The sequence below is a fragment of the Pseudomonas putida genome, assembly GCF_028682395.1.
Classification (GTDB): Bacteria; Pseudomonadota; Gammaproteobacteria; order Pseudomonadales; family Pseudomonadaceae; genus Aquipseudomonas; species Aquipseudomonas putida_AB.
Genome location: NZ_JANHLC010000002.1, coordinates 188252 through 207788 on the forward strand (window position 1 = coordinate 188252; position 19537 = coordinate 207788).

At 63.6% G+C, this 19537-nt stretch carries 15 protein-coding genes; 10 read left to right on the forward strand and 5 right to left on the reverse strand.

Annotated features, from left to right (window positions below):
• Window positions 1–25 precede the first annotated feature (25 nt).
• The 6 genes from NPS46_RS06200 to NPS46_RS06225 all read left to right on the forward strand — a co-directional run bounded on the left by NPS46_RS06200 (window position 26) and on the right by NPS46_RS06225 (window position 7817).
• On the forward strand, window positions 26–343 hold the full coding sequence (locus NPS46_RS06200; RefSeq protein ID WP_274105554.1) for an SCP2 sterol-binding domain-containing protein: 318 nt from the start codon (window positions 26–28) through the stop codon (window positions 341–343).
• 422 nt (window positions 344–765) lie between these two features.
• Complete coding sequence (glgA, locus tag NPS46_RS06205; RefSeq protein WP_274105555.1) at window positions 766–2307, forward strand: glycogen synthase GlgA; 1542 nt, start codon at window positions 766–768, stop codon at window positions 2305–2307.
• A 72-nt stretch (window positions 2308–2379) separates the two neighbouring features.
• Window positions 2380–4467, forward strand: coding sequence for a 4-alpha-glucanotransferase (gene malQ, locus NPS46_RS06210; protein WP_274105556.1), 2088 nt, complete (start codon window positions 2380–2382; stop codon window positions 4465–4467).
• Window positions 4468–4539: 72 nt separating this feature from the next.
• Entirely contained in the window at window positions 4540–4776 is a 237-nt protein-coding gene (locus NPS46_RS06215; RefSeq protein ID WP_274105557.1) for a DUF2934 domain-containing protein, read from the forward strand.
• Window positions 4777–4800: 24 nt separating this feature from the next.
• Window positions 4801–6948, forward strand: coding sequence for a glycogen debranching protein GlgX (glgX, locus tag NPS46_RS06220; RefSeq protein WP_274105558.1), 2148 nt, complete (start codon window positions 4801–4803; stop codon window positions 6946–6948).
• 80 nt (window positions 6949–7028) lie between these two features.
• A complete protein-coding gene (locus tag NPS46_RS06225) occupies window positions 7029–7817 on the forward strand; it encodes an endonuclease/exonuclease/phosphatase family protein (RefSeq protein ID WP_274105559.1) in 789 nt (262 codons plus the stop codon).
• Between the two features lie 9 nt (window positions 7818–7826).
• Here NPS46_RS06225 and glgB read toward each other — a convergent pair whose 3' ends face one another.
• Window positions 7827–10049: a 1,4-alpha-glucan branching protein GlgB gene (glgB, locus tag NPS46_RS06230; protein ID WP_274105560.1), complete on the reverse strand. Its 2223-nt coding sequence runs from the start codon at window positions 10047–10049 to the stop codon at window positions 7827–7829.
• 400 nt (window positions 10050–10449) lie between these two features.
• On the opposite strand from glgB, the gene NPS46_RS06235 reads away from it, so the two are divergent.
• Window positions 10450–10608 carry a hypothetical protein gene (locus tag NPS46_RS06235; protein WP_274105561.1) on the forward strand — a complete coding sequence of 53 codons (159 nt, stop codon included), beginning with the start codon at window positions 10450–10452 and terminating at the stop codon, window positions 10606–10608.
• A 3-nt stretch (window positions 10609–10611) separates the two neighbouring features.
• Here NPS46_RS06235 and NPS46_RS06240 read toward each other — a convergent pair whose 3' ends face one another.
• Window positions 10612–11106, reverse strand: a complete 495-nt coding sequence (locus NPS46_RS06240; RefSeq protein ID WP_274105562.1) for an MgtC/SapB family protein — start codon at window positions 11104–11106, stop codon at window positions 10612–10614.
• 141 nt (window positions 11107–11247) lie between these two features.
• Between NPS46_RS06240 and NPS46_RS06245 the strand changes: the two genes are divergently transcribed.
• From NPS46_RS06245 to mapR, 3 genes are all read left to right on the forward strand, one after another.
• Window positions 11248–11487 carry a DUF3203 family protein gene (locus NPS46_RS06245; RefSeq protein WP_274105563.1) on the forward strand — a complete coding sequence of 80 codons (240 nt, stop codon included), beginning with the start codon at window positions 11248–11250 and terminating at the stop codon, window positions 11485–11487.
• Between the two features lie 207 nt (window positions 11488–11694).
• Window positions 11695–13107 carry a cytochrome c oxidase accessory protein CcoG gene (gene ccoG / locus NPS46_RS06250; protein WP_274105564.1) on the forward strand — a complete coding sequence of 471 codons (1413 nt, stop codon included), beginning with the start codon at window positions 11695–11697 and terminating at the stop codon, window positions 13105–13107.
• 118 nt (window positions 13108–13225) lie between these two features.
• Window positions 13226–14635, forward strand: a complete 1410-nt coding sequence (mapR, locus tag NPS46_RS06255; protein WP_274105565.1) for a GntR family transcriptional regulator MpaR — start codon at window positions 13226–13228, stop codon at window positions 14633–14635.
• Window positions 14636–14804: 169 nt separating this feature from the next.
• On the opposite strand, the gene NPS46_RS06260 is transcribed toward mapR, so the two are convergent.
• The 3 genes from NPS46_RS06260 to NPS46_RS06270 all read right to left on the reverse strand — a co-directional run bounded on the left by NPS46_RS06260 (window position 14805) and on the right by NPS46_RS06270 (window position 19443).
• A complete protein-coding gene (locus tag NPS46_RS06260) occupies window positions 14805–15551 on the reverse strand; it encodes an SDR family oxidoreductase (protein ID WP_274105566.1) in 747 nt (248 codons plus the stop codon).
• 65 nt (window positions 15552–15616) lie between these two features.
• Window positions 15617–17698 (reverse strand): putative bifunctional diguanylate cyclase/phosphodiesterase, encoded by a 2082-nt coding sequence (locus tag NPS46_RS06265; RefSeq protein WP_274105567.1) that lies wholly within the window; start codon window positions 17696–17698, stop codon window positions 15617–15619.
• A gap of 185 nt (window positions 17699–17883) precedes the next feature.
• Window positions 17884–19443 carry a TerC family protein gene (locus NPS46_RS06270; RefSeq protein WP_274105568.1) on the reverse strand — a complete coding sequence of 520 codons (1560 nt, stop codon included), beginning with the start codon at window positions 19441–19443 and terminating at the stop codon, window positions 17884–17886.
• Window positions 19444–19537 lie beyond the last annotated feature (94 nt).

The window sequence follows — 19537 nt, forward strand, 5'->3', positions numbered from 1 at the left end:
GAATCACCCATAAAAGGATCGAACCATGAGTTCTGTAGCTGATGCCGTTGCAAAGATGCAATCCAAGTTCAACCCGGCTGCCGCTGCCGGCCTGGACCTGATCTTCGGTTTCAACATTACCGATGAAGACAAATCCTACGCACTGATCGTCAAAGACGGCACCTGTGCCCTGGAAGAAGGCGCCAACCCTGACGCCAACGTCACCCTGATCATGGACAGCGCAACCCTCGAAGGCCTGACCACCGGCGAGACCGACGGCATGCAGGCCTTTATGGGCGGCAAACTGCGCGTTGAAGGCGACATGATGCTGTCGATGAAACTGAGCGAACTGTTCCCGGTTTAAGCTCAAGCAGCGCCGCACAAGAAACCGAGGCTAACGGGCCTCGGTTTTTTTTCGCCGGTGATTTCCAGGCGCGGGAATCCGGCCCCCGTGACCGCGTATCAGCCCGACGCCGTCGCCTGAAAAAACCCCAGCGCAGGGCCCTACGCTCTGGCTTTATCTCTCCTACACTGATGCTTCTGCCTGGCAGTGTCCGACGGTCGCGTCGCTGAAAAACGCCCGAAACTTTGTCGCGTTACGCCAGGTCAGGTTAAAGGTAAGGCCACTGCACACGGTGTACCGCGAGCAGCTGCCATCCCTCGTCGATCCCCCAATGCAGACGCCACCATGGTCGCTCTGCCGGGAATTCGCGCGTACGGCCCCAGGACGGGGCCCACACAAAATTGGCCAATGGCCAGGTCCCTTTGTCGGGACGGGAGAGCTTGATGATCAGTGCCGCGATAGACCCCCAGGGAGAACGTTCCGCCCAGCCAAACAGCGAGCCGCTGACCCTCACGCCCGGTGGACGGGCAGTGGCGACGCCGCGTAACAATCCAAACCAGAAGAAAGTGCTGTTCGTCACCTCCGAACTTGCCGACCTGGTCAAGACCGGCGGCCTGGGCGATGTGTCCGCCGCCCTGCCTCGGGCCCTGCGCCACTTGCACGATGTGCGGGTGCTGATCCCCGGCTACCGGCAGGTGATCAACAGCGACAACCCGATCCACATCATCGGCGAGCTCAGCGGCCATGCCGCGTTGCCGGCGTGCAAGATCGGGCGCATGGACCTCAAGGACGGGCTGGTGATCTATGTGCTGATCTGCCCCGAACTGTACGAGCGCGAAGGCACGCCCTACGGCGCCAACAATGGGCGCGACTGGCCGGACAACCATATCCGCTTCGCACGCCTGGGCCTGGCTGCCGCCGATATCGCCGCTAACCTGGCGCAGATCCACTGGACCCCGGACCTGGTCCACGCCCACGACTGGCCCGCCGGGCTCGCCCCGGCCTATATGCACTGGCGCGGCCAACGCACGCCCACCCTGTTCACCATCCACAACCTGGCCTACCAGGGCGTGGTCAGCCTGGCCTGCTGCCCGGAACTCGGTATCCCGCCCCACGCCCTGCAACAGGAAGGCATGGAGTTCTACGGCAAGTTGTCGTTTCTCAAGGCCGGCATGGCGTATGCCAGCCATATCACCACGGTCAGCGCCACGTATGCCCGGGAAATCACCACCCCGGCCTTTGGCTGCGGACTCGATGGCTTTCTCGCCAGCAAGACCCAGCAAGGGCTGCTGAGCGGCATTCCCAACGGGATCGATGAAAGCTGGGACGCCACCACCGATCCCCATCTGGTCAGCCCCTTTGCCATTGGCGACTGGCGCGCCAGAGCCATCAATACCGCTCATGTCCGTGAGCTGTTCGGCCTGCAGCCCTCTAGCGGGCCGCTGTTTGCCGTGGTGTCGCGGCTGGTCTACCAGAAAGGCCTCGACCTGACCGAAGGCGTTGCCGCCTCTATCGTCGCTTGCGGCGGCCAGATCGCGATTATCGGCCGCGGCGAGCCCGAGGAAGAACAGGCTATGCGCGAACTGGCCCGACGCTTCCCCGGACGCATTGGAGTGCGCATCGGCTTCAACGAGACCGACGCGCGGCGGATGTTTGCCGGCAGCGATTTCTTGCTGATGCCCTCGCGCTACGAGCCGTGCGGCCTGAGCCAGATGTATGCGCAGCGCTTTGGTTCGCTACCGGTGGCGCGCAATACCGGCGGCCTGGCCGACACCATCGACGATGGCGTCACCGGGTTTCTATTCGATGAGTCCACCGTGGCCAGCTACGAGGGCGCGCTGAAACGGGCGTTCAAGGTGTTCGCCTACCCGTCGCTGCTCAATGCCATGCGCTGCCGGGCCATGGCGGCGCCCTTCAACTGGTGCCAGGCGGTCGAACCCTACGCCCAACTGTACGAACACCTGGTGGCCGAAGCCTATCGCTGATCGTAACGGACCATGCCAGCGGCACGCCGATGGGGAGCGGGCCCAGGCCGAGAAACGCAAGGGGGAGTGCCGATGAGCGACATGCAACTGGAAATACTCGCCAGCCGGGCCGGCCTGGCCGTGGACTGGGTCGACGCCGAGGGTCGGGCACAACGAGTCGCCCCCGAGGTCTTGCGCCGGGTACTGGCCGGGCTCGGCCATAACGCCGAAGACGCGCAGCAGATCGAAGCCAGCCTGCTCACCCTGCAATTGCAGCAACAGGAACACCGCCTGCCACCCCTACTGACCGCCGACCTTGGCCAGCCGCTGGACCTGGCTGGCTATTTCGCGCCCTACAGCCATTGCCACCTGCACCTGGAGGACGGCAGCGAGCTGGAGCTGTACCTGGATGAGCAGGCTATCCTGCCCGCCATCATGACCCTCGGCTATCACCAGGCGCGGATTCTCGGCCAGAGCTTCACCCTCGCCGTGGCTCCGCCCCATTGCTACACCCTCGCCGCCGCCCTTGATGAGCGCCCGGCCCGGGCCTGGGGCCTGGGTGTCCAGGTGTACAGCCTGCAACGCCCCGGCGCAGGCGGCTGTGGCGACTGCATGGCACTGGAAACCCTGGCCCGCGCCGCCGGCGAGCGCGGCGCCGATGCCCTGGCCATCAGCCCGCTGCACGCGATGTTCAGTTGCGACCCGACGCTCTTCAGCCCCTACTCACCGTCCAGCCGCCTGTTTCTCAACAGTATCTATGCCGCTCCTGCGGCGATCCTTGGCGAGGAGGCCGTGCGCCAGGCCATCGAAGCCTGCGAGCTGGAAGATGAATTACAGGCCCTCGACCAGTTGACCCTGATCGACTGGCCTCGCGTGGCGCGGGCCAAGCAATTGCTGTTGGCGGCCCTCTATGCGCAGTTCCGCCAGGGCGAGCACCCGTTGTGCGACGACTTCGCCTTGTTTCGCCAGGCCGGCGGTGAAGCCCTAGAGAACCATTGCCGTTTCGAAGCGCTGCAAGCCGATTGCCTGGCTCGCGGGCAGACCACCGATTGGCGCTACTGGCCCGCCGAATGGCAAGACCCGCACAGCCCGCAACTGACCCAGTTCGCCACCGAGCACAGTGCCCAGGTCGGTTACTACGCCTTTGGCCAATGGCTGACCGCCCGCGGCCTGGCCCGAGCCCAGAGCGCCGCCCGGGCCAGCGGCATGGCCGTCGGCCTGGTCGCCGATCTCGCGGTTGGCGCCGACGGTGGCGGTAGCCAGGCCTGGAGTCGCCAAGGGGAATTGCTCGCCGCCCTGACCGTCGGCGCACCGCCGGACCAGCTCAACCGCATCGGCCAGGGTTGGGGCATATCGGCGTTTTCCCCCGACGGCCTCAAGCGCCATGGTTACCGGGCCTTTATCGAAATGCTGCGAGCCAACTTCGCCCAGGCCGGCGGCCTGCGCATCGACCACGTGATGGGCCTGCAACGCCTGTGGGTGATTCCCCTGGGTGGCGCGCCCAGCGAGGGGGCCTACCTGTATTATCCGGTGGACGATCTGCTGCGCCTGCTGTGCCTCGAATCCCATCGTCACCAGGCCATTGTCCTGGGTGAGGACCTGGGCACGGTGCCCGATGGGCTGCGGGAAAAACTCAGCGCCCGGGCGATTCTCGGGATCCGCGTCCTGTTGTTCGAACAGGATCACGGCGCCTGCTTCAAGCCGATCCTTGACTGGCCGGACAATGCCCTGGCCACCACCAGCACCCATGATCTGCCGCCTTTGAACGGCTGGTGGCACGCCCGGGATATCGACTGGAACCGCCAACTCGGGATGATCGATGCCGAGGCCGAATGGCACTGGCGCGAACGCCGTCAGCGCGAACGCGACGGCCTGTTCCAGGCGTTGCGACAGGACCCGCAGAACTTTCGCAGTGCCTCCCGTGAAACCGATCAACTGATCGACGCCAGCGTGCGCTTTCTCGGCCATACCCGCGCGCCACTGGTGCTCTTGCCCCTTGAAGATGCCCTGGGCCTGGCCGAGCAGCCCAACCTGCCCGGCACCGTCACCAGCCACCCGAACTGGCGCCAGCGCCTGCCCGGCGACTGCGTGAACCTGCTTGACGACCCGGATGCGGCCCGTCGCCTGGAGTTGCTGGCCTGTGCCAGGGCCCAGGCCTGGGAGCGCGACCGCGGCCCATGAGCGCCGGGCCGGACACCCACTTTCAAGGACTTACCTACCCAGCCAACGTCAGACCCGACCCAGGAGCCCGCCATGAATACCGATGACAAACGCATCCGCGAATTCGCCTATCAGATCTGGGAGTCCGAGGGCCGTCCCGACGGGCAGGAGGCACGCCACTGGGCAATGGCCTGCAAGCTGGCGGAGGCCCAGGCCCTGGCGCCCTCACCGCCACCTGCGCGCCAGGCACGGACCCGGCCGGCCACCACTGCAGCAAAGACCACGGCGCCGAAAAAGCCCCGTGCACCGCGCAAACCTTCTGCCGAATAACCCCCCCAGCCCGAGGAGACAACCATGCACGAGAGCCCCCGCCCCCCTGACAATGCGTCGCGCCTGCGCGAGGGCCTGCCCTTTCCACTGGGCGCCTCCTGGGATGGCCTGGGGGTCAACTTCGCGCTGTTCTCTGCCAACGCCACCCGCGTTGAGCTGTGCCTGTTCGATGACAGCGGCGAAGTCGAGATCGAGCGCATCGAACTCCTCGAATACACCGATGAGATCTTTCATGGCTACCTACCCGACGCCCATCCGGGCCTGGTCTACGGCTACCGGGTCCACGGCCCCTACGATCCGGCGAACGGCCATCGCTTCAACCCCAACAAGCTGCTGATCGACCCATACGCCAAACAACTGGTGGGCGAACTGAAGTGGTCCGAAGCCCTGTTCGGCTACACCATCGGCCATCCGGACGCCGATCTGAGTTTCGATGAGCGCGACAGCGCGCCCTTCGTGCCCAAGTGCAAGGTGATCGACCCGGCCCACACCTGGGGCCGCGACCAGCGTGTCAGCGTGCCCTGGGAGCGCACGGTGATCTACGAAACCCATGCCCGCGGCTATACCATGCGCCACCCGGACGTTCCCGAGCACCTGCGTGGGACCTTCGCCGGGCTGATGGTCGACGAGGTGATTGCCTATATCCGTGACCTGGGCGTGTCCTCGGTCGAGCTCCTGCCGATCCATGCCTTCGTCAATGACCAGCATCTGCTGCACAAGGGCATGACCAATTTCTGGGGCTACAACAGCATCGCCTTCTTCGCCCCCGACCCACGCTACCTGGCCAGCGGCAAGATCGCCGAGTTCAAGGAAATGGTCGCGCACTTGCACGAAGGCGGCCTCGAAGTGCTGCTCGACGTGGTCTACAACCACACCGGCGAAGGCAACGAACAGGGCCCGACCCTGTCCATGCGCGGCATCGACAACGTCTCCTACTACCGGCTGATGCCGGACGACAAGCGCTTCTATATCAACGATTCAGGGACCGGCAACACCCTGGACCTGAGCCACCCCTGCGTCCTGCAGATGGTCACCGACTCGCTGCGCTACTGGGCCGCGCACATGCACGTGGACGGTTTTCGCTTCGATCTGGCGACCATTCTCGGTCGGTATCACGACGGCTTCGACCAGCGCCACAGTTTCCTGGTGGCCTGCCGCCAGGACCCCTTGCTCAGCCAGGTCAAGCTGATCGCCGAACCCTGGGACTGCGGCCCCGGTGGCTATCAGGTTGGCGGCTTCCCGCCTGGCTGGGTCGAGTGGAACGACCGCTTTCGCGATACCACCCGCGCCTTCTGGAAAGGCGACGAAGGCCAGCTCGCCGATTTTGCCAGCCGCCTGAGTGCCTCGGGCGACCTGTTCAACCGACGCGGGCGGCGGCCCTATACCTCACTCAACTTCGTCACCGCCCACGACGGTTTCACGCTGCACGATCTGGTGTCCTACAACGACAAGCACAACGAAGCCAATGACGAGGGCAACCGCGACGGCAGCAATCACAATCTGTCCTGGAATCACGGCGTGGAGGGCCCCACGGACGACCCGCAGATCCGAGCGCTGCGCCAGCGCCAGATGCGCAACTTCCTCGCCACCCTGCTGCTGGCCCAAGGCACGCCGATGCTGGTGGCCGGCGACGAGTTCGCTCGCACCCAGCACGGCAACAACAATGCTTATTGCCAGGACAGCGAGATCGGCTGGATCGACTGGCAATTGGACGACGACGCCCGCTCATTGCAAACCTTTGTGCGCTACCTGATCCAGTTGCGCAGGCGTTATCCGGTCCTGCGGCGCGGACGCTTTGCCACCGGCGAATACAACGAGCAACTGGCGCTCAAGGACGTCACATGGCTCGCCCCAGACGGCAACGAGATGACCACCGAGCATTGGCACGACAGCGAGGGCCGCTGCCTGGGCATGCTGCTGGACGGGCGGGCGCGGGTCTCGGGCATCCGCCACACCGGCAACGATGCCAGCCTGTTGCTGGTGGTCAATGCCCACGCCAACCCGATCGACTTCTGCCTGCCCGACCTGGCCCAAGGCAGCGGCTGGAGCCTGCAACTCGACACCTGCGAGCCAGGGTTCCAAGGCGAACGTTCCTTCGATTTTGGCGACCGTTTCAGCGTAACTGGCAGATCGCTACTATTGTTCGAACTGCGCACCGCCAAGCCGCACTAGATGCACGGGGCCTGGGCTGAACTAGCCGTCGAGCGCAGTGGTCGCATAGAGGACCCGTTGGCCAATCCACAGGAGCGACCGTGAGCACAGCCACACCCCGGCAGACCACCACCGCCCAGGCACCGGCGGTCGAACGCCTCAAAGTCCTGACGATCAATGCCCACAAGGGTTTCACCACCTTCAACCGGCGCTTTATCCTGCCCGAGCTGCGTGAAGCGGTACGCAGCACGTCGGCGGACCTGGTGTTTCTCCAGGAAGTGCTCGGCGAGCATGATCGCCACGCCATGCGCCACAGCAACTGGCCGCAGACGTCCCAGTACGAATTTCTCGCCGATAGCATGTGGGACGATTTCGCCTATGGGCGCAACGCCGTCTACCCCGACGGCCATCATGGCAACGCACTGCTGTCCAAGTATCCGATCCGCCAATTCCGCAACCTCGATGTCTCGATCACCGGCCCCGAGCGTCGAGGGCTGCTGCATTGCGAACTGGATGTGCCGGGTCAGGCCCAGGTCCATGCGATCTGCGTCCACCTGAGCCTGCTGGAGAGTCATCGCCAACTGCAACTGGCCCTGCTCTGCCAGCTTCTCCACTCGTTGCCTGCGGACGCGCCGGTGATCATTGCCGGTGACTTCAATGACTGGCAGTTGCGGGGCAATACCACCCTGGCCCGTGCCACCGACCTGCATGAAGCCTTCGAGCAGCACCATGGCCGCCTGGCCAAGACCTACCCGGCGCGCTGGCCGTTGCTGCGCCTGGACCGAATCTACCTGCGCAACGCCCGCAGCCATGCGCCGCAGATCCTGGGGCACAAGCCCTGGACCCACCTGTCCGACCATTTGCCGCTGGCGGTCGAGGTACACCTCTAAGCAAGCGGCTCAGGGCGTCAGCGCCAGGATCAAGACCGCTAAGGGCGGCAGGTTCAACACCACCGACTGGGCCTGCCCATGGCTCGGCGTTTGTTCGCTGCCAACCCCGCCGCCATTGCCGTAGTTGGACCCTGCATAGGTGGCCGCATCGCTGTTGATCAGCTCCTGCCAGCGTCCGGCCAGCGGTACGCCGATCCGGTAGCCCGCGCGCGGCACTGGGGTGAAATTAGCCACCACCAGCAATGGCTCACCGGCCCGACTCCAGCGCAGCCAGGCATAGACGCTATGGAGCGCATCGTCGCCGATCAGCCACTGGAAGCCCTGGGGCAGATGGTCCTGGTCATGCAGGGCCGGCACTTCGCGATGCAGGCGATTGAGGTCGCTCACCAGCCGCTGCACACCCAAGTGCTCGGAGTATTGCAACAGGTACCAGTCCAGTTGCTGGTCGTGGTTCCACTCGCGCCACTGGCCGAACTCGCAGCCCATAAACAGTAATTTCTTGCCCGGATGCGCCCACATAAATGTCAGGTAGGCCCGCAGATTGGCGAACTTCTGCCAGCGATCACCGGGCATCTTGTCGATCAGCGAATGCTTGCCGTGCACGACCTCATCGTGGGAAATCGGCAGGACAAAGCGCTCGGACCAGGCATAGACCAGGCCAAAGCTCAGTTCGTTGTGATGATGGCCGCGGTACACCGGATCCTGCTGCATGTAGTGCAGGGAGTCGTGCATCCAGCCCATGTTCCATTTGTAGCTGAAGCCCAGCCCCCCCTCACCCGTCGGCTGGCTGACGCCCGGCCAGGCCGTGGACTCCTCGGCAATCACCAGGACACCGGGCACTTCCTGCGCCACCACCTCGTTGAGATGGCGGATAAAGTCGATGGCTTCGAGGTTTTCGCGCCCGCCATGGCGGTTCGGTATCCACTCACCAGCCTTGCGCGAATAATCGCGATAGAGCATCGAGGCCACCGCATCGACGCGCAGCCCGTCAATATGGAAATGACGCAGCCAGTGCAAGGCCGACGCCAGCATAAAACCGTGGACCTCGGTGCGCCCCAGGTTGTAGATCAGCGTATCCCAGTCCTGGTGAAAGCCTTCCAGGGGATTGGCGTATTCGTACAACGCCGTGCCGTCGAACTGCGCCAGGCCATGGGCATCGTTGGGAAAGTGCGCCGGCACCCAGTCGAGAATCACGCCGATCCCGCCGCGATGGCAGGCATCGACAAAGGCGGCAAACTCATCGGGCGAACCGTAGCGAGCCGTCGGGGCAAACAGGGACAAGGGCTGATAGCCCCAGGAGCCGCCAAAGGGATGCTCCATGATCGGCAGCAGTTCGATATGGGTAAAACCCAGTTGCTGGACATAGGGAATCAACCGCTCGGCCAGTTCGCCCCAACGGTATTGGCGGGCCACCTCACCCAGCTCATCCGTCTCGCACTGCCAGGAGCCGACATGCAGCTCGTAGATCGACAACGGCGCGGTGACGCTCTGGCGTTCGCTACGGCGCTGCATCCAGTCCTGATCCTGCCAGGCTATCTGCAACCGACTGGCGACTTTCGAGGCGGTGTCCGGCGGTAACTGGGTGGCCAGCGCCACCGGGTCAGCCTTGAGCGGCAGGATGCCTTCGGCGCCAAGAATCTCGTACTTGTAGGCCTCCCCAGCGCACAGGCGCGGCACAAACAGCTCCCAGACGCCACTGGGATGGCGCAGGCGCATGGGATGACGGCGGCCGTCCCAGCCATTGAAGTCACCGACCACCGACACCCGCCGGGCATTGGGGGCCCAGACGGCAAAGCGCACCCCGGCGACGCCATCGACGGTCATCAGTTGCGCGCCCAAACAGCCGCCGAGGTCGCGGTGATTACCCTCGGCAAACAGATAAAGGTCCATCTCCCCCAGCAGTGGCCCGAAGCTGTAAGGGTCTTCGCAGACCTGCTCGCCCGCGGGCCACTGGATCTTCAGCTGATAGGCATCAGCCTGCACCAAGTGACCGACAAACAGCCCGGGGACTGTACTGTCGTCCAGAGTCGCCAAGACTTGCTCGCTATCGCGCGCCAGCACCCCAACCCCCAGCGCTCCCGGCACAAAGGCCCGGATAAAACAGCCGCCGGCGCCGTCGCCATGGGGGCCGAGGATCGCGAACGGATCGCGGTGTTCGCCACGTACCAGAGCCGCGCAGTCCTTGCCCGCCGGTAGCGCGTCAATTGTTCCTGAACCCTTGCTTGCACTCATCACTATTCTCCAACGGCTAGGCCTACTGCTTCCCCATTCCCCACAGGCCATGCAATCGCAGCCTCTTTTCCGCTCCCCCGCATTCGGTATTGCAGGTTGACGCCCTGCCACGCTGTAGAAGCGGGCCGGTCCAACGCCAAACATCACGCACCAACCGACGCGATTGGCCATCGCACCAAGCCTAGACGTCGCCCACCAATCTGCGCAGAGAAAACCCCAGACTCATTCGATGCCCCCTACGGCCCGGCGACCGGTGCCACCTTTAGATCGGCGAACCGCCTATGCGACTACACGCTCAGTACCACCGATCAGGGCAACGCTCAGGCCGGGAATCAAATACCGGTCACGCAGGTCCATCGCCATACCGATTGCCAAGACCCTGCGTTGCGAGGACGACACCATGAATATTCCGATTCCAGCAGAAACGCCCGATCCGAACATCGACGACCCCGTGCTGCCCCCTACCGAGCCGCAACCGATTCCCGAAGAAGAACCACCCGTACCGCTTCAGCCGCCAGTCGGCGATCCGCCAAGCGAAGCGCCACCGGTGCTCGGCTAAGCCTCAGTCCTTGTCCAGGCGTGCGACGATCAGCGGCATCACGCTGAACACCGCCAGCGCCAACAGGGTGCTCAGGATCGCCGTGGACTCGCGCCCCAGCCCTGCCGACACACCGATGGCGGCGGTGATCCACAGGCCCGCCGCCGTGGTCAGCCCCTTGACGTGCTGGTCGGCCTCCTCGGCGTGGCCCTTGAGAATGGTGCCTGCACCAAGAAAGCCGATGCCTGCAATCACGCCCTGGACCACCCGGCTCATCGCGTCGGCCTGGGCCCCGGACAACTGGGGGACCATCACAAACAGCGCGGCGCCCATGGCCACCAACATATGGGTCCGCACCCCGGCCGCCTTGCCCTTATGCTCGCGCTCAAAGCCCAGCACCGCACCCAGCAGCGCAGCGATCAGCAAACGCACGGTAATACGGGTCAGTTGCGCCACGTCGTCGATATCGGCGAATTCACTTTGAAGCGTTGTCCAGACGGTCTGCCACCCACTGCTCATGTTCAACTCCTGCCAGGGACGCCATAGAGCATGGACCACAGCGCAACGAAGAGGTGCAGCCGACCGCTAATCGGCCGCGTCGAACCCCCGGCGCCTGGCGCTACCTAATGTGCATGTACCCCCGCCAACCTGGAGAACCCCATGCCCGTGCATATCGATCCGTCGAACCAGAGCTGCACCCTCGATGCCGAGGGTATCCATGAGCGGGGCCCGGCCAGCGCCGTGCGGGTGGTCACCGACTCGGCCAAACGCATGTCCATGGCCGAGCTCAACGGCCGTCGCGTGCCCATTACCGAAGCAGAAGCCGACGCATTGACCGTAGCAGGTGCCGAGGACGCTCGACACCATCTGCGGGCCACTGATGGTGATTCGGTGATTTGATTGACCCTGATCAAGGTCCCTGCCCGACGCTTGCGTTTATGCGGCTACAAGCACGCCTGACAAGCCCCCGGGCAGGTATGGCAAGTTGTCGCAGGTCACTGATCCAAGCCATCTGATCCGCTTTTTAATAATTTACCTGAGCCTGTTATGCAAACAGATCGCTGGGCATAGTGCATCGGCCTGATGGAGGCTGATGAGCGACAGACCATGAGCGATAGAATCCCCGTCCAGATAGTTGAAAACTTTGAGCCTTCGCGCCCAAGAACTAAGGCCAAATCCAGCGACAACCAGATTCACACCCGCAGCTTCACCGGCTTCTTCCGCACCTTGCGCATCGGTGGGGCCGGTTTTCTATTCCTGCTGTTTTTCGGCACCGTCTGGTTGAACTGGGGCGGCCGCCAGGCCGTGCTCTGGGACCTGGCCGAGAGCAAGTTCCATATCTTCGGTGCCACGTTCTGGCCGCAGGATTTCATCCTGCTCTCGGCGTTGCTGATTATCTGCGCCTTCGGCCTGTTCGCGATCACCGTGTTCGCGGGCCGGGTCTGGTGCGGGTACACCTGCCCACAAAGCTCCTGGACCTGGCTGTTTATGTGGTGCGAAAAGGTCACCGAGGGCGAACGTAACCAGCGGATCAAGCTGCAGGCCGCGCCCTGGAGCCTCAACAAGCTCCTACGTCGCTCGGCCAAGCACACCCTGTGGCTGGCGATCAGCCTGCTGACCGGGCTGACCTTTGTCGGCTACTTCACGCCGATCCGCCCGCTGGCCGAGGAACTGTTCACCCTGCAAATGGCCGGCGTCAGCCTGTTCTGGGTGTTGTTCTTTACCGGTGCCACCTATATCAACGCCGGCTGGCTGCGCGAAGCGGTGTGCATGCATATGTGCCCTTATGCGCGCTTCCAGAGCGTGATGTTCGACAAGGACACCCTGGCCATTTCCTACGATGCGGCACGGGGCGAAAGCCGCGGCCCACGCAAGCGCGACGTGGCACCGGCCAGCGTCGGCCTGGGCGACTGCATCGATTGCCACCTGTGTGTGCAGGTCTGCCCGACCGGCATCGATATCCGCGACGGCCTGCAGATGGAGTGCATCGGCTGCGCCGCCTGTATCGACGCCTGCGACTCGATCATGGACAAAATGGGCTATGCCCGCGGCCTGATCAGCTACACCTCCGAGCACCAGCTACAGGGCGGCAAGACCCATCTGCTGCGCCCCCGCCTGATCGGCTACAGCCTGGTGCTGCTGCTGATGATCGGCGCCCTCGCGCTGGCTCTGATCGAACGGCCGATGGTGTCCCTGGATGTCAGCAAGGACCGTGGCCTGTTTCGTGAAAACAGCCTGGGCCAGATCGAGAACATCTATAGCCTGAAGGTCATCAACAAGACTCAGCTGCGCCAGGATTACCGCCTGGAACTGGTGGACGGTGAAGGCTTCCAGCTACAAGGCAAAACCGAACTGAGCCTGGCCCCAGGCGAAATCGTCGACCTGCCGGTCTCGGTAGCGATGCTCGACGACCAACCCAAGAGCAGTTCCCAGGAACTGGCCTTCAAGGTGGTCGACAGCGATGAGCCAGCGATCTACGCCGTGGCCAAGAGCCGCTTTGTTGCCCCGTTGAACCGTTGATCCCTTAGACTGACGACCGTTGCGAGCCCGCTCGCGCCTGCAGGCTTGACTGTCCTGCCAGCGTGGGCGGGCTTGTGAAGGCACCGCCAAAGACACCGCACAACCCCGAGCCCTGGCCATGAAACGCTACGAAAAATTCGCCGACGACATCGCAGAGCTGATCCGCAGCGGGGTCCTGGGCCCCGGCCAACGGGTGCCTTCGGTGCGCTATGCCAGCCAGACCTACGGGGTCAGCCCGTCCACGGTCTTCCAGGCCTATTACCTACTCGAGCGCCGCGGGCTGATCCGCGCCCGGCCGCGCTCGGGCTACTTCGTCAACACCCATGCGCCCAGCCCGTTTTCCGAACCGGTGATCAGCAGCCAGGTCAACGAGTCGACCGAAGTCGATGTCAGCGAGCTGGTGTTCTCGGTCCTGGACTCGATCAAGGACCCGCAGACCGTGCCCTTCGGCTCGGCCTTCCCCAGCCCGACGCTGTTCCCGCTGCAGCGCCTGGCCCGCTCCCTGGCCAGCGCCAGCCGCGAAATGGACCCGCGCATGGTGGTCACCGACATGTCGCCGGGCAATCCGCAACTGCGCCGCCAGATCGCCCTGCGCTATATGGTTGGTGGCCTGATGCTGCCGATGGAAGAACTGCTGATTACCAATGGCGCCCTCGAAGCCCTCAACCTGTGCCTGCAGGCGGTCACCGAGCCGGGCGATCTGGTTGCCATCGAGGCCCCGGCCTTCTACGCCTGCCTGCAGGTGCTCGAACGCCTGAAGCTCAAGGCAGTGGAAATCCCCGTGCACCCGCGCGACGGCATCGATCTGGGCGTGCTGGAGCAAACGCTCGAACGCCACCCGATCAAGGCCTGCTGGTGCATGACCAGCTTCCAAAACCCCATGGGCGCAACCATGCCCGAGGCCAAGAAGGAACAATTGGTCGAACTGCTGCGCAAGCATCAGGTGCCACTGATCGAAGACGATGTCTACGCCGAGCTGTACTACGGCCAGCAGGCCCCGAAGCCGGCCAAGGCCTTCGACACCGAAGGGCTGGTGATGCACTGCGGCTCGTTCGCCAAGAGCCTGGCACCGGGCTATCGGGTGGGCTGGGTCGCCGCCGGACGCTATGCGCAGAAGATCGAGCGCTTGAAACTGATGACCTCGCTGTGCGCCTCGATGCCGGCCCAGGCCGCCATTGCCGACTACCTGCAACACGGTGGCTACGACCGCCATCTGCGCAAGCTGCGCTACGCCCTGGAAGAACAGCAGAGCGCCATGCTTGCGGCCATTGCCCGCTACTTCCCGGCGCAGACGCGCGTCAGCCAACCGGCCGGCGGCTACTTTCTGTGGTTGGAACTGCCAGAGCAGATGGACTCGCTGAAGCTGTTCCAGATGGCCCTGGCCCAAGGCATCAGCATTGCGCCAGGGCCGATCTTTTCGCCCGCCCAGCGCTTTCGTCACTGCATTCGCCTGAACTATGGCAGCCCGTGGGACGAAACCTGCGAGAAAGCCATGGAAACCCTGGGGCGAATCGTACGCTCGTTCTGACAGATCGACCGCTAAGCCGCCCCTGAGCTGATTAAAACCCTGGATGAGGCGTAGGCGCCCGGGCAACCCGCTCACCCCCAATGCCACCCTGACGCCCCGGCCAGGCAAGAACCACATGTCCAGGCCGGGCGTTAGCTCACCTCGATGCAGTCCACTGGCGTGGAGCGGTTCAACGACCACCGCCCAGATCGATAAAGGTGCCGGTGGCATAGGAAGCCTTGTCCGAGAGCAACCAGACAATCGCCTCGGCCACCTCCTCGGGTTGGCCACCGCGGCCCATGGGCAGGCCCGACTCCAGCTTGCCAACGCGCTCGGCGTCGCCACTCAAGGCATGGAATTCGGTGAAGATATAGCCCGGGCGCACCGCATTGACGCGGATGCCCTCGCCCGCCACTTCCTTGGCCAGCCCGACGGTAAAGGTATCCAGCGCGCCCTTGGACGCGGCGTAGTCAATGTACTCGCCCGGCGAGCCCAGCCGCGCGGCCACCGAAGACACATTGACGATACTGCCGCCCTGGCCGGCATGACGCATGGACATGCGCAGCACCGCCTGCTTGGCGCAGAGCAGCGGCCCGAGCAGGTTGGTCCTGAAGGTCTTGAGCAGGCGGAATTCGGACATTTCATCGAGTCGGGACTGCTGCCCGACCGTACCGGCATTGTTGACCAGCGCGGTGATCGGCCCCAGCTCGGCATCGACCCGATGGAACAGGCCGATCACCTCGTCTTCGTTGCTGACATCGGCACGAATGGCGATGGCCTGGGCACCCAAGGCACGCACCTCGGCCAGCACCCGATGGGCGGCCTGCTCGTCGCACAGATAATTGATGGCAATTCGGTAACCCGCGCGGGCCAACAGCACAGCCGTCGCGGCGCCAATGCCGCGGCTGCCGCCCGTAATGAGGACAACTTTATCCATAGGTCTCTCCCCCGTTGAAGCGCCGTTGATACCGTCTGCCGACGAATCGGTCAATGGCACTTTAGTCAGCTTGGGACCGCGCATTCCCCTTGGCGAATCGTCGCCATAAAAGCCTGTGCCGGTTGCGGCTGCCCGAGCAGGTAACCCTGCAGCGAATCACAACCCAGGCGGGTCAGGAAATTCTGCTGCATATCAGTCTCGACACCCTCGGCGACGATACGCAAGCCCAGGGCCTGGCCCAGCGCGACGATGGCCGAGACAATGGCCGCATCGTCACTGTCCTGCTCCAGATCACGGACAAAGCCGCGGTCGATCTTCAATTCGTTGGCAGGCAGGCGCTTGAGGTACATCAGGCTGGAGTAGCCGGTCCCGAAATCATCGATGGACAGGTCCACCCCCATGTCCGACAGCTGCTGAAGCACCGTCATGCTCGCGTCGGCATCGCTCATGGCCGTCGTCTCGGTGATTTCCAGGGTCAGGCTGTTGGCCGGCAGGCCATGGCGCGCCAACGCACTGGCAACACTGGCCACCAGCCCGGCATTGCAGAACTGCAGGGCCGACAGATTGACTGCAATGCGCCAATGCTGGTAGCCCTGGGCGAACCACAGGCTCATCTGTCGGCACGCTTCGTCGAGCACCCAGTCGCCGATGGGGATGATCAATCCACTCTTTTCCGCCAGCTCGATAAAGCGATCCGGCATCAGCAACCCTTCCTGCGGATGCTGCCAGCGCAACAGCGCCTCGGCACCAATCGGCAGGCCATTGCTGGCATCGAACTTGGGTTGGTAATGCAGTTGGAACTGCTGTTGCTCCAGGGCGCAACGCAGGTCCTGCAGCAGTTGCAGTTGCTTGAGGGCGTTGCTGTTCATGGAGGCATCGAAAAAGCTGTAGCCATTCTTGCCCAGGCCCTTGGCGTGATACATCGCCGCATCGGCATTGCGCAGCAATTCCTGCTGGCTCTCACCATTGCCCGGATACAGGACAATGCCCAGGCTCGCGGACAGTTGCAGATCGTGTTCGGCCACGCGGAACGAACGTGCCATCAAGCCGACCTGGCGAGACGCGACCTGCATCGCATCGTCCGGTTCACTGAGGCGCACCAGCAGGACGAATTCATCGCCACCGATCCGCGCCAGGGTGTCCATGCCACGCAGATCCTGGCGCAGGCGCTGGGCCACTTCGCGTAGCAACAGATCGCCCAGATGATGGCCATAGGCATCATTGACCGGCTTGAAACCGTCCAGGTCGATAAACATCAGGGCAAAGCAGCCGCCCTGGGATTCGACCTTTTTCATCGCCTGATCGATACGGTCGGCGAGCAGGACGCGATTGGGCAAACCGGTCAGAGTGTCGTGCAGGGCCAGTTGCATCAACTCCTGATTGGCCTGGGTCAGTGACGCCGCCAGGCTGGCGGTACGCGCTTCGAGACGGGCATCGAGGACCGACGTCAGCAAGGCGATGCCCAGCACGGCCAGGGTGGTGACCAAGACCAGGTTATCCAGGCCCTTGCCCCTCAGCCCGTTGGCGGCGGCACCACAGAAACTGCCCTCGGGAAAGCCTGCGGCGGCCATACCGGTGTAATGCATGCCGACAATCGCCACCCCCATGACAATCGCCGCCCCACCACGCGCCAGGCGCACATAGGGGGTATTGCGCCGCAGCCGGAAGGCGATCCACAACGCCGCCGCCGAGGCGGCCACGGCGATCAGCAGCGAGCTGGCAAACAACGTCGGGTCATAGTCGATGCCTGGCTGCATGCGCAGCGCCGCCATGCCCAGGTAATGCATGGAACTGATCCCGGCCCCCATGACCAGGGCCCCAAAGACCAATTGCCAGCCCGGCAGGCGGGGCTGGCTGACCAGCCACAGGGCGAAGCCGCTGGACAGCATGGCAATCAGCAGCGACAGCAGGGTGATCCAGAGGTCATAGCCCAGGTCGATGGGCAGTTTGAAGGCGAGCATGCCGATAAAGTGCATCGACCAGATCCCCACCCCCATCGCCAGCGCGCCGCCGCCCATCCATAGATAGACGGCCCGCCCCGTGGCGGTGGCAATGCGCCCGGCCAGGTCCAGGGCGGTATAGGACGCGAGAATCGCCACGCACAGCGAGATAATAACCAGAGTGGAAGAATAGCTGCCCGCAAGCATTGTCGAGTCTCTTGGCCGGCGAGTGGAATGCATTCCAGGCTCGCTGAAAAAAGCAGCGATTGTACCCATTGCGTCAAGAAACGCACCGAGAAAAGTTATCAATACGCCAGTACCGACGAACGGTTATTTCAAGGACAACAAAACCTGTGGCAGCCAGCAAATTCGCTGCCACAGGGCCTACCGCGTTACTCCGCGATGGGACTCAGGCGCAGGCTTTTGATCCGCCGCTCCTCCACCGTCAGCACGCTGATGCGCCAGCCATCCCAAGTCAGCTCATCACCGACCCGAGGCAGGCGGTCCAGCAGACTCATCGCCAGCCCCGCCACGGTCTGGTAGTCCTCGGTGGCCTGGGCGGCAAAGCCGATACGCTGGCGCAACTGGCTCAAGTTCAGCGCGCCATTGACCCGGTAACCGCCCGCCTCTTCGACAATGTCCGGGCCGGTGATTTCACTGGCATCCGGCAACTGGCCGGCAATCGACTCGAGAATATCGGTCAGGGTCAGCAGGCCGACGAAATCGCCGAACTCATTGACCACAAAGGCGATATGGGTGGACGACTGGCGCATCTGCTCGAGGGCATTGAGCACCGAGTAGCTGTCCAGCAGATTGACCGCCGGACGGACCAGCACCTGAAGATCCGGCTCATCCCCGGCCAGGTACTGCTTGAGCAACTCCTTCTTGTGCACATAGCCCAGCGGTTCGTCGATGGCGCCGTCGCGGATCAGCGGCAGGCGCGAGTACGCCGAATGCAGCAACTGGGTACGGATCGCCTGAGGGCTGTCGCTCAGGTCGATATGGTCAACTTCGGCGCGCACCGTCATCACGCTGCGAATCGGTCGCTCGGCCAGTTGCAGTACGCCGCTGATCATCACCCGCTCACGGCGGTCGAACAGTTCCTGAGTGGGCGTTTCGTCACCGGCCAACAGGTCGGCGATCTCCTCGCCCACTTCCTCACTGGCCAGTTGCCGCCCACCCAGCAGGCGCATCACCGCATGGGCCGTGCGCTCGCGCAGTGGCCGCAGGCCCTGCAGGGAGCGCTTGCGTCGGGCCCGGGCGATCTGGTTGAACACCTCGATCAGGATCGAGAAGCCAATGGCCGCATAGAGGTATCCCTTGGGGATATGGAAGCCCAGGCCTTCAGCGGTCAGGCTGAAGCCGATCATCATCAAAAAGCCCAGGCAGAGCATGATCACCGTCGGGTGTTCATTGACGAAGCGGGTCAGCGGCTTGCTGGCTACCATCATCAGGCCGATGGAAACGATCACCGCGATCATCATCACCGCCAGTTCCTCGACCATCCCCACGGCAGTGATGACCGCATCCAGCGAGAACACCGCATCGAGCACCACGATCTGCGCCACGATGGGCCAGAACATGGCATAGCCGGCATTGCCGCTCCGCTGGCTGATATGCCCTTCAAGGCGCTCATGCAGCTCCATGGTCGCCTTGAACAGCAGGAACACACCACCGAACAGCATAATCAGGTCTCGGCCGGAGAAGCTCTTGTCGAACACCTCGAACAGCGGCGCGGTGAGGGTCACCAGCCAGGAAATACTCGCCAGCAGGCCCAGGCGCATCAGCAGCGCCAACGACAGGCCAATCACCCGCGCGCGATCACGCTGCTCGGGCGGCAACTTGTCGGCCAGGATGGCAATAAACACCAGGTTGTCGATGCCGAGCACCAACTCCAGCACGATCAGGGTCAAAAGGCCTAGCCAGGCCGTGGGATCAGCTAACCATTCCATTATCAGGCCTCGATCTTGTGATGTTTCAGAATAGCGGACACGACAACACGCAGCCGAGGGGCCGTGGGGGCATGGTGTGGGGTAAGGCCAGGGG

Excerpts from the sequence above, each read along its gene's own strand:
- NPS46_RS06200 (WP_274105554.1), top strand. The coding sequence starts at position 26 with ATGAGTTCTGTAGCTGATGCCGTTGCAAAGATGCAATCCAAGTTCAAC.
- glgA (WP_274105555.1), top strand. The coding sequence starts at position 766 with ATGATCAGTGCCGCGATAGACCCCCAGGGAGAACGTTCCGCCCAGCCA.
- malQ (WP_274105556.1), top strand. The coding sequence starts at position 2,380 with ATGAGCGACATGCAACTGGAAATACTCGCCAGCCGGGCCGGCCTGGCC.
- NPS46_RS06215 (WP_274105557.1), top strand. The coding sequence starts at position 4,540 with ATGAATACCGATGACAAACGCATCCGCGAATTCGCCTATCAGATCTGG.
- glgX (WP_274105558.1), top strand. The coding sequence starts at position 4,801 with ATGCACGAGAGCCCCCGCCCCCCTGACAATGCGTCGCGCCTGCGCGAG.
- glgB (WP_274105560.1), bottom strand. The coding sequence starts at position 10,049 with ATGAGTGCAAGCAAGGGTTCAGGAACAATTGACGCGCTACCGGCGGGC.
- NPS46_RS06235 (WP_274105561.1), top strand. The coding sequence starts at position 10,450 with ATGAATATTCCGATTCCAGCAGAAACGCCCGATCCGAACATCGACGAC.
- NPS46_RS06240 (WP_274105562.1), bottom strand. The coding sequence starts at position 11,106 with ATGAGCAGTGGGTGGCAGACCGTCTGGACAACGCTTCAAAGTGAATTC.
- NPS46_RS06245 (WP_274105563.1), top strand. The coding sequence starts at position 11,248 with ATGCCCGTGCATATCGATCCGTCGAACCAGAGCTGCACCCTCGATGCC.
- ccoG (WP_274105564.1), top strand. The coding sequence starts at position 11,695 with ATGAGCGATAGAATCCCCGTCCAGATAGTTGAAAACTTTGAGCCTTCG.
- mapR (WP_274105565.1), top strand. The coding sequence starts at position 13,226 with ATGAAACGCTACGAAAAATTCGCCGACGACATCGCAGAGCTGATCCGC.
- NPS46_RS06260 (WP_274105566.1), bottom strand. The coding sequence starts at position 15,551 with ATGGATAAAGTTGTCCTCATTACGGGCGGCAGCCGCGGCATTGGCGCC.
- NPS46_RS06265 (WP_274105567.1), bottom strand. The coding sequence starts at position 17,698 with ATGCTTGCGGGCAGCTATTCTTCCACTCTGGTTATTATCTCGCTGTGC.
- NPS46_RS06270 (WP_274105568.1), bottom strand. The coding sequence starts at position 19,443 with ATGGAATGGTTAGCTGATCCCACGGCCTGGCTAGGCCTTTTGACCCTG.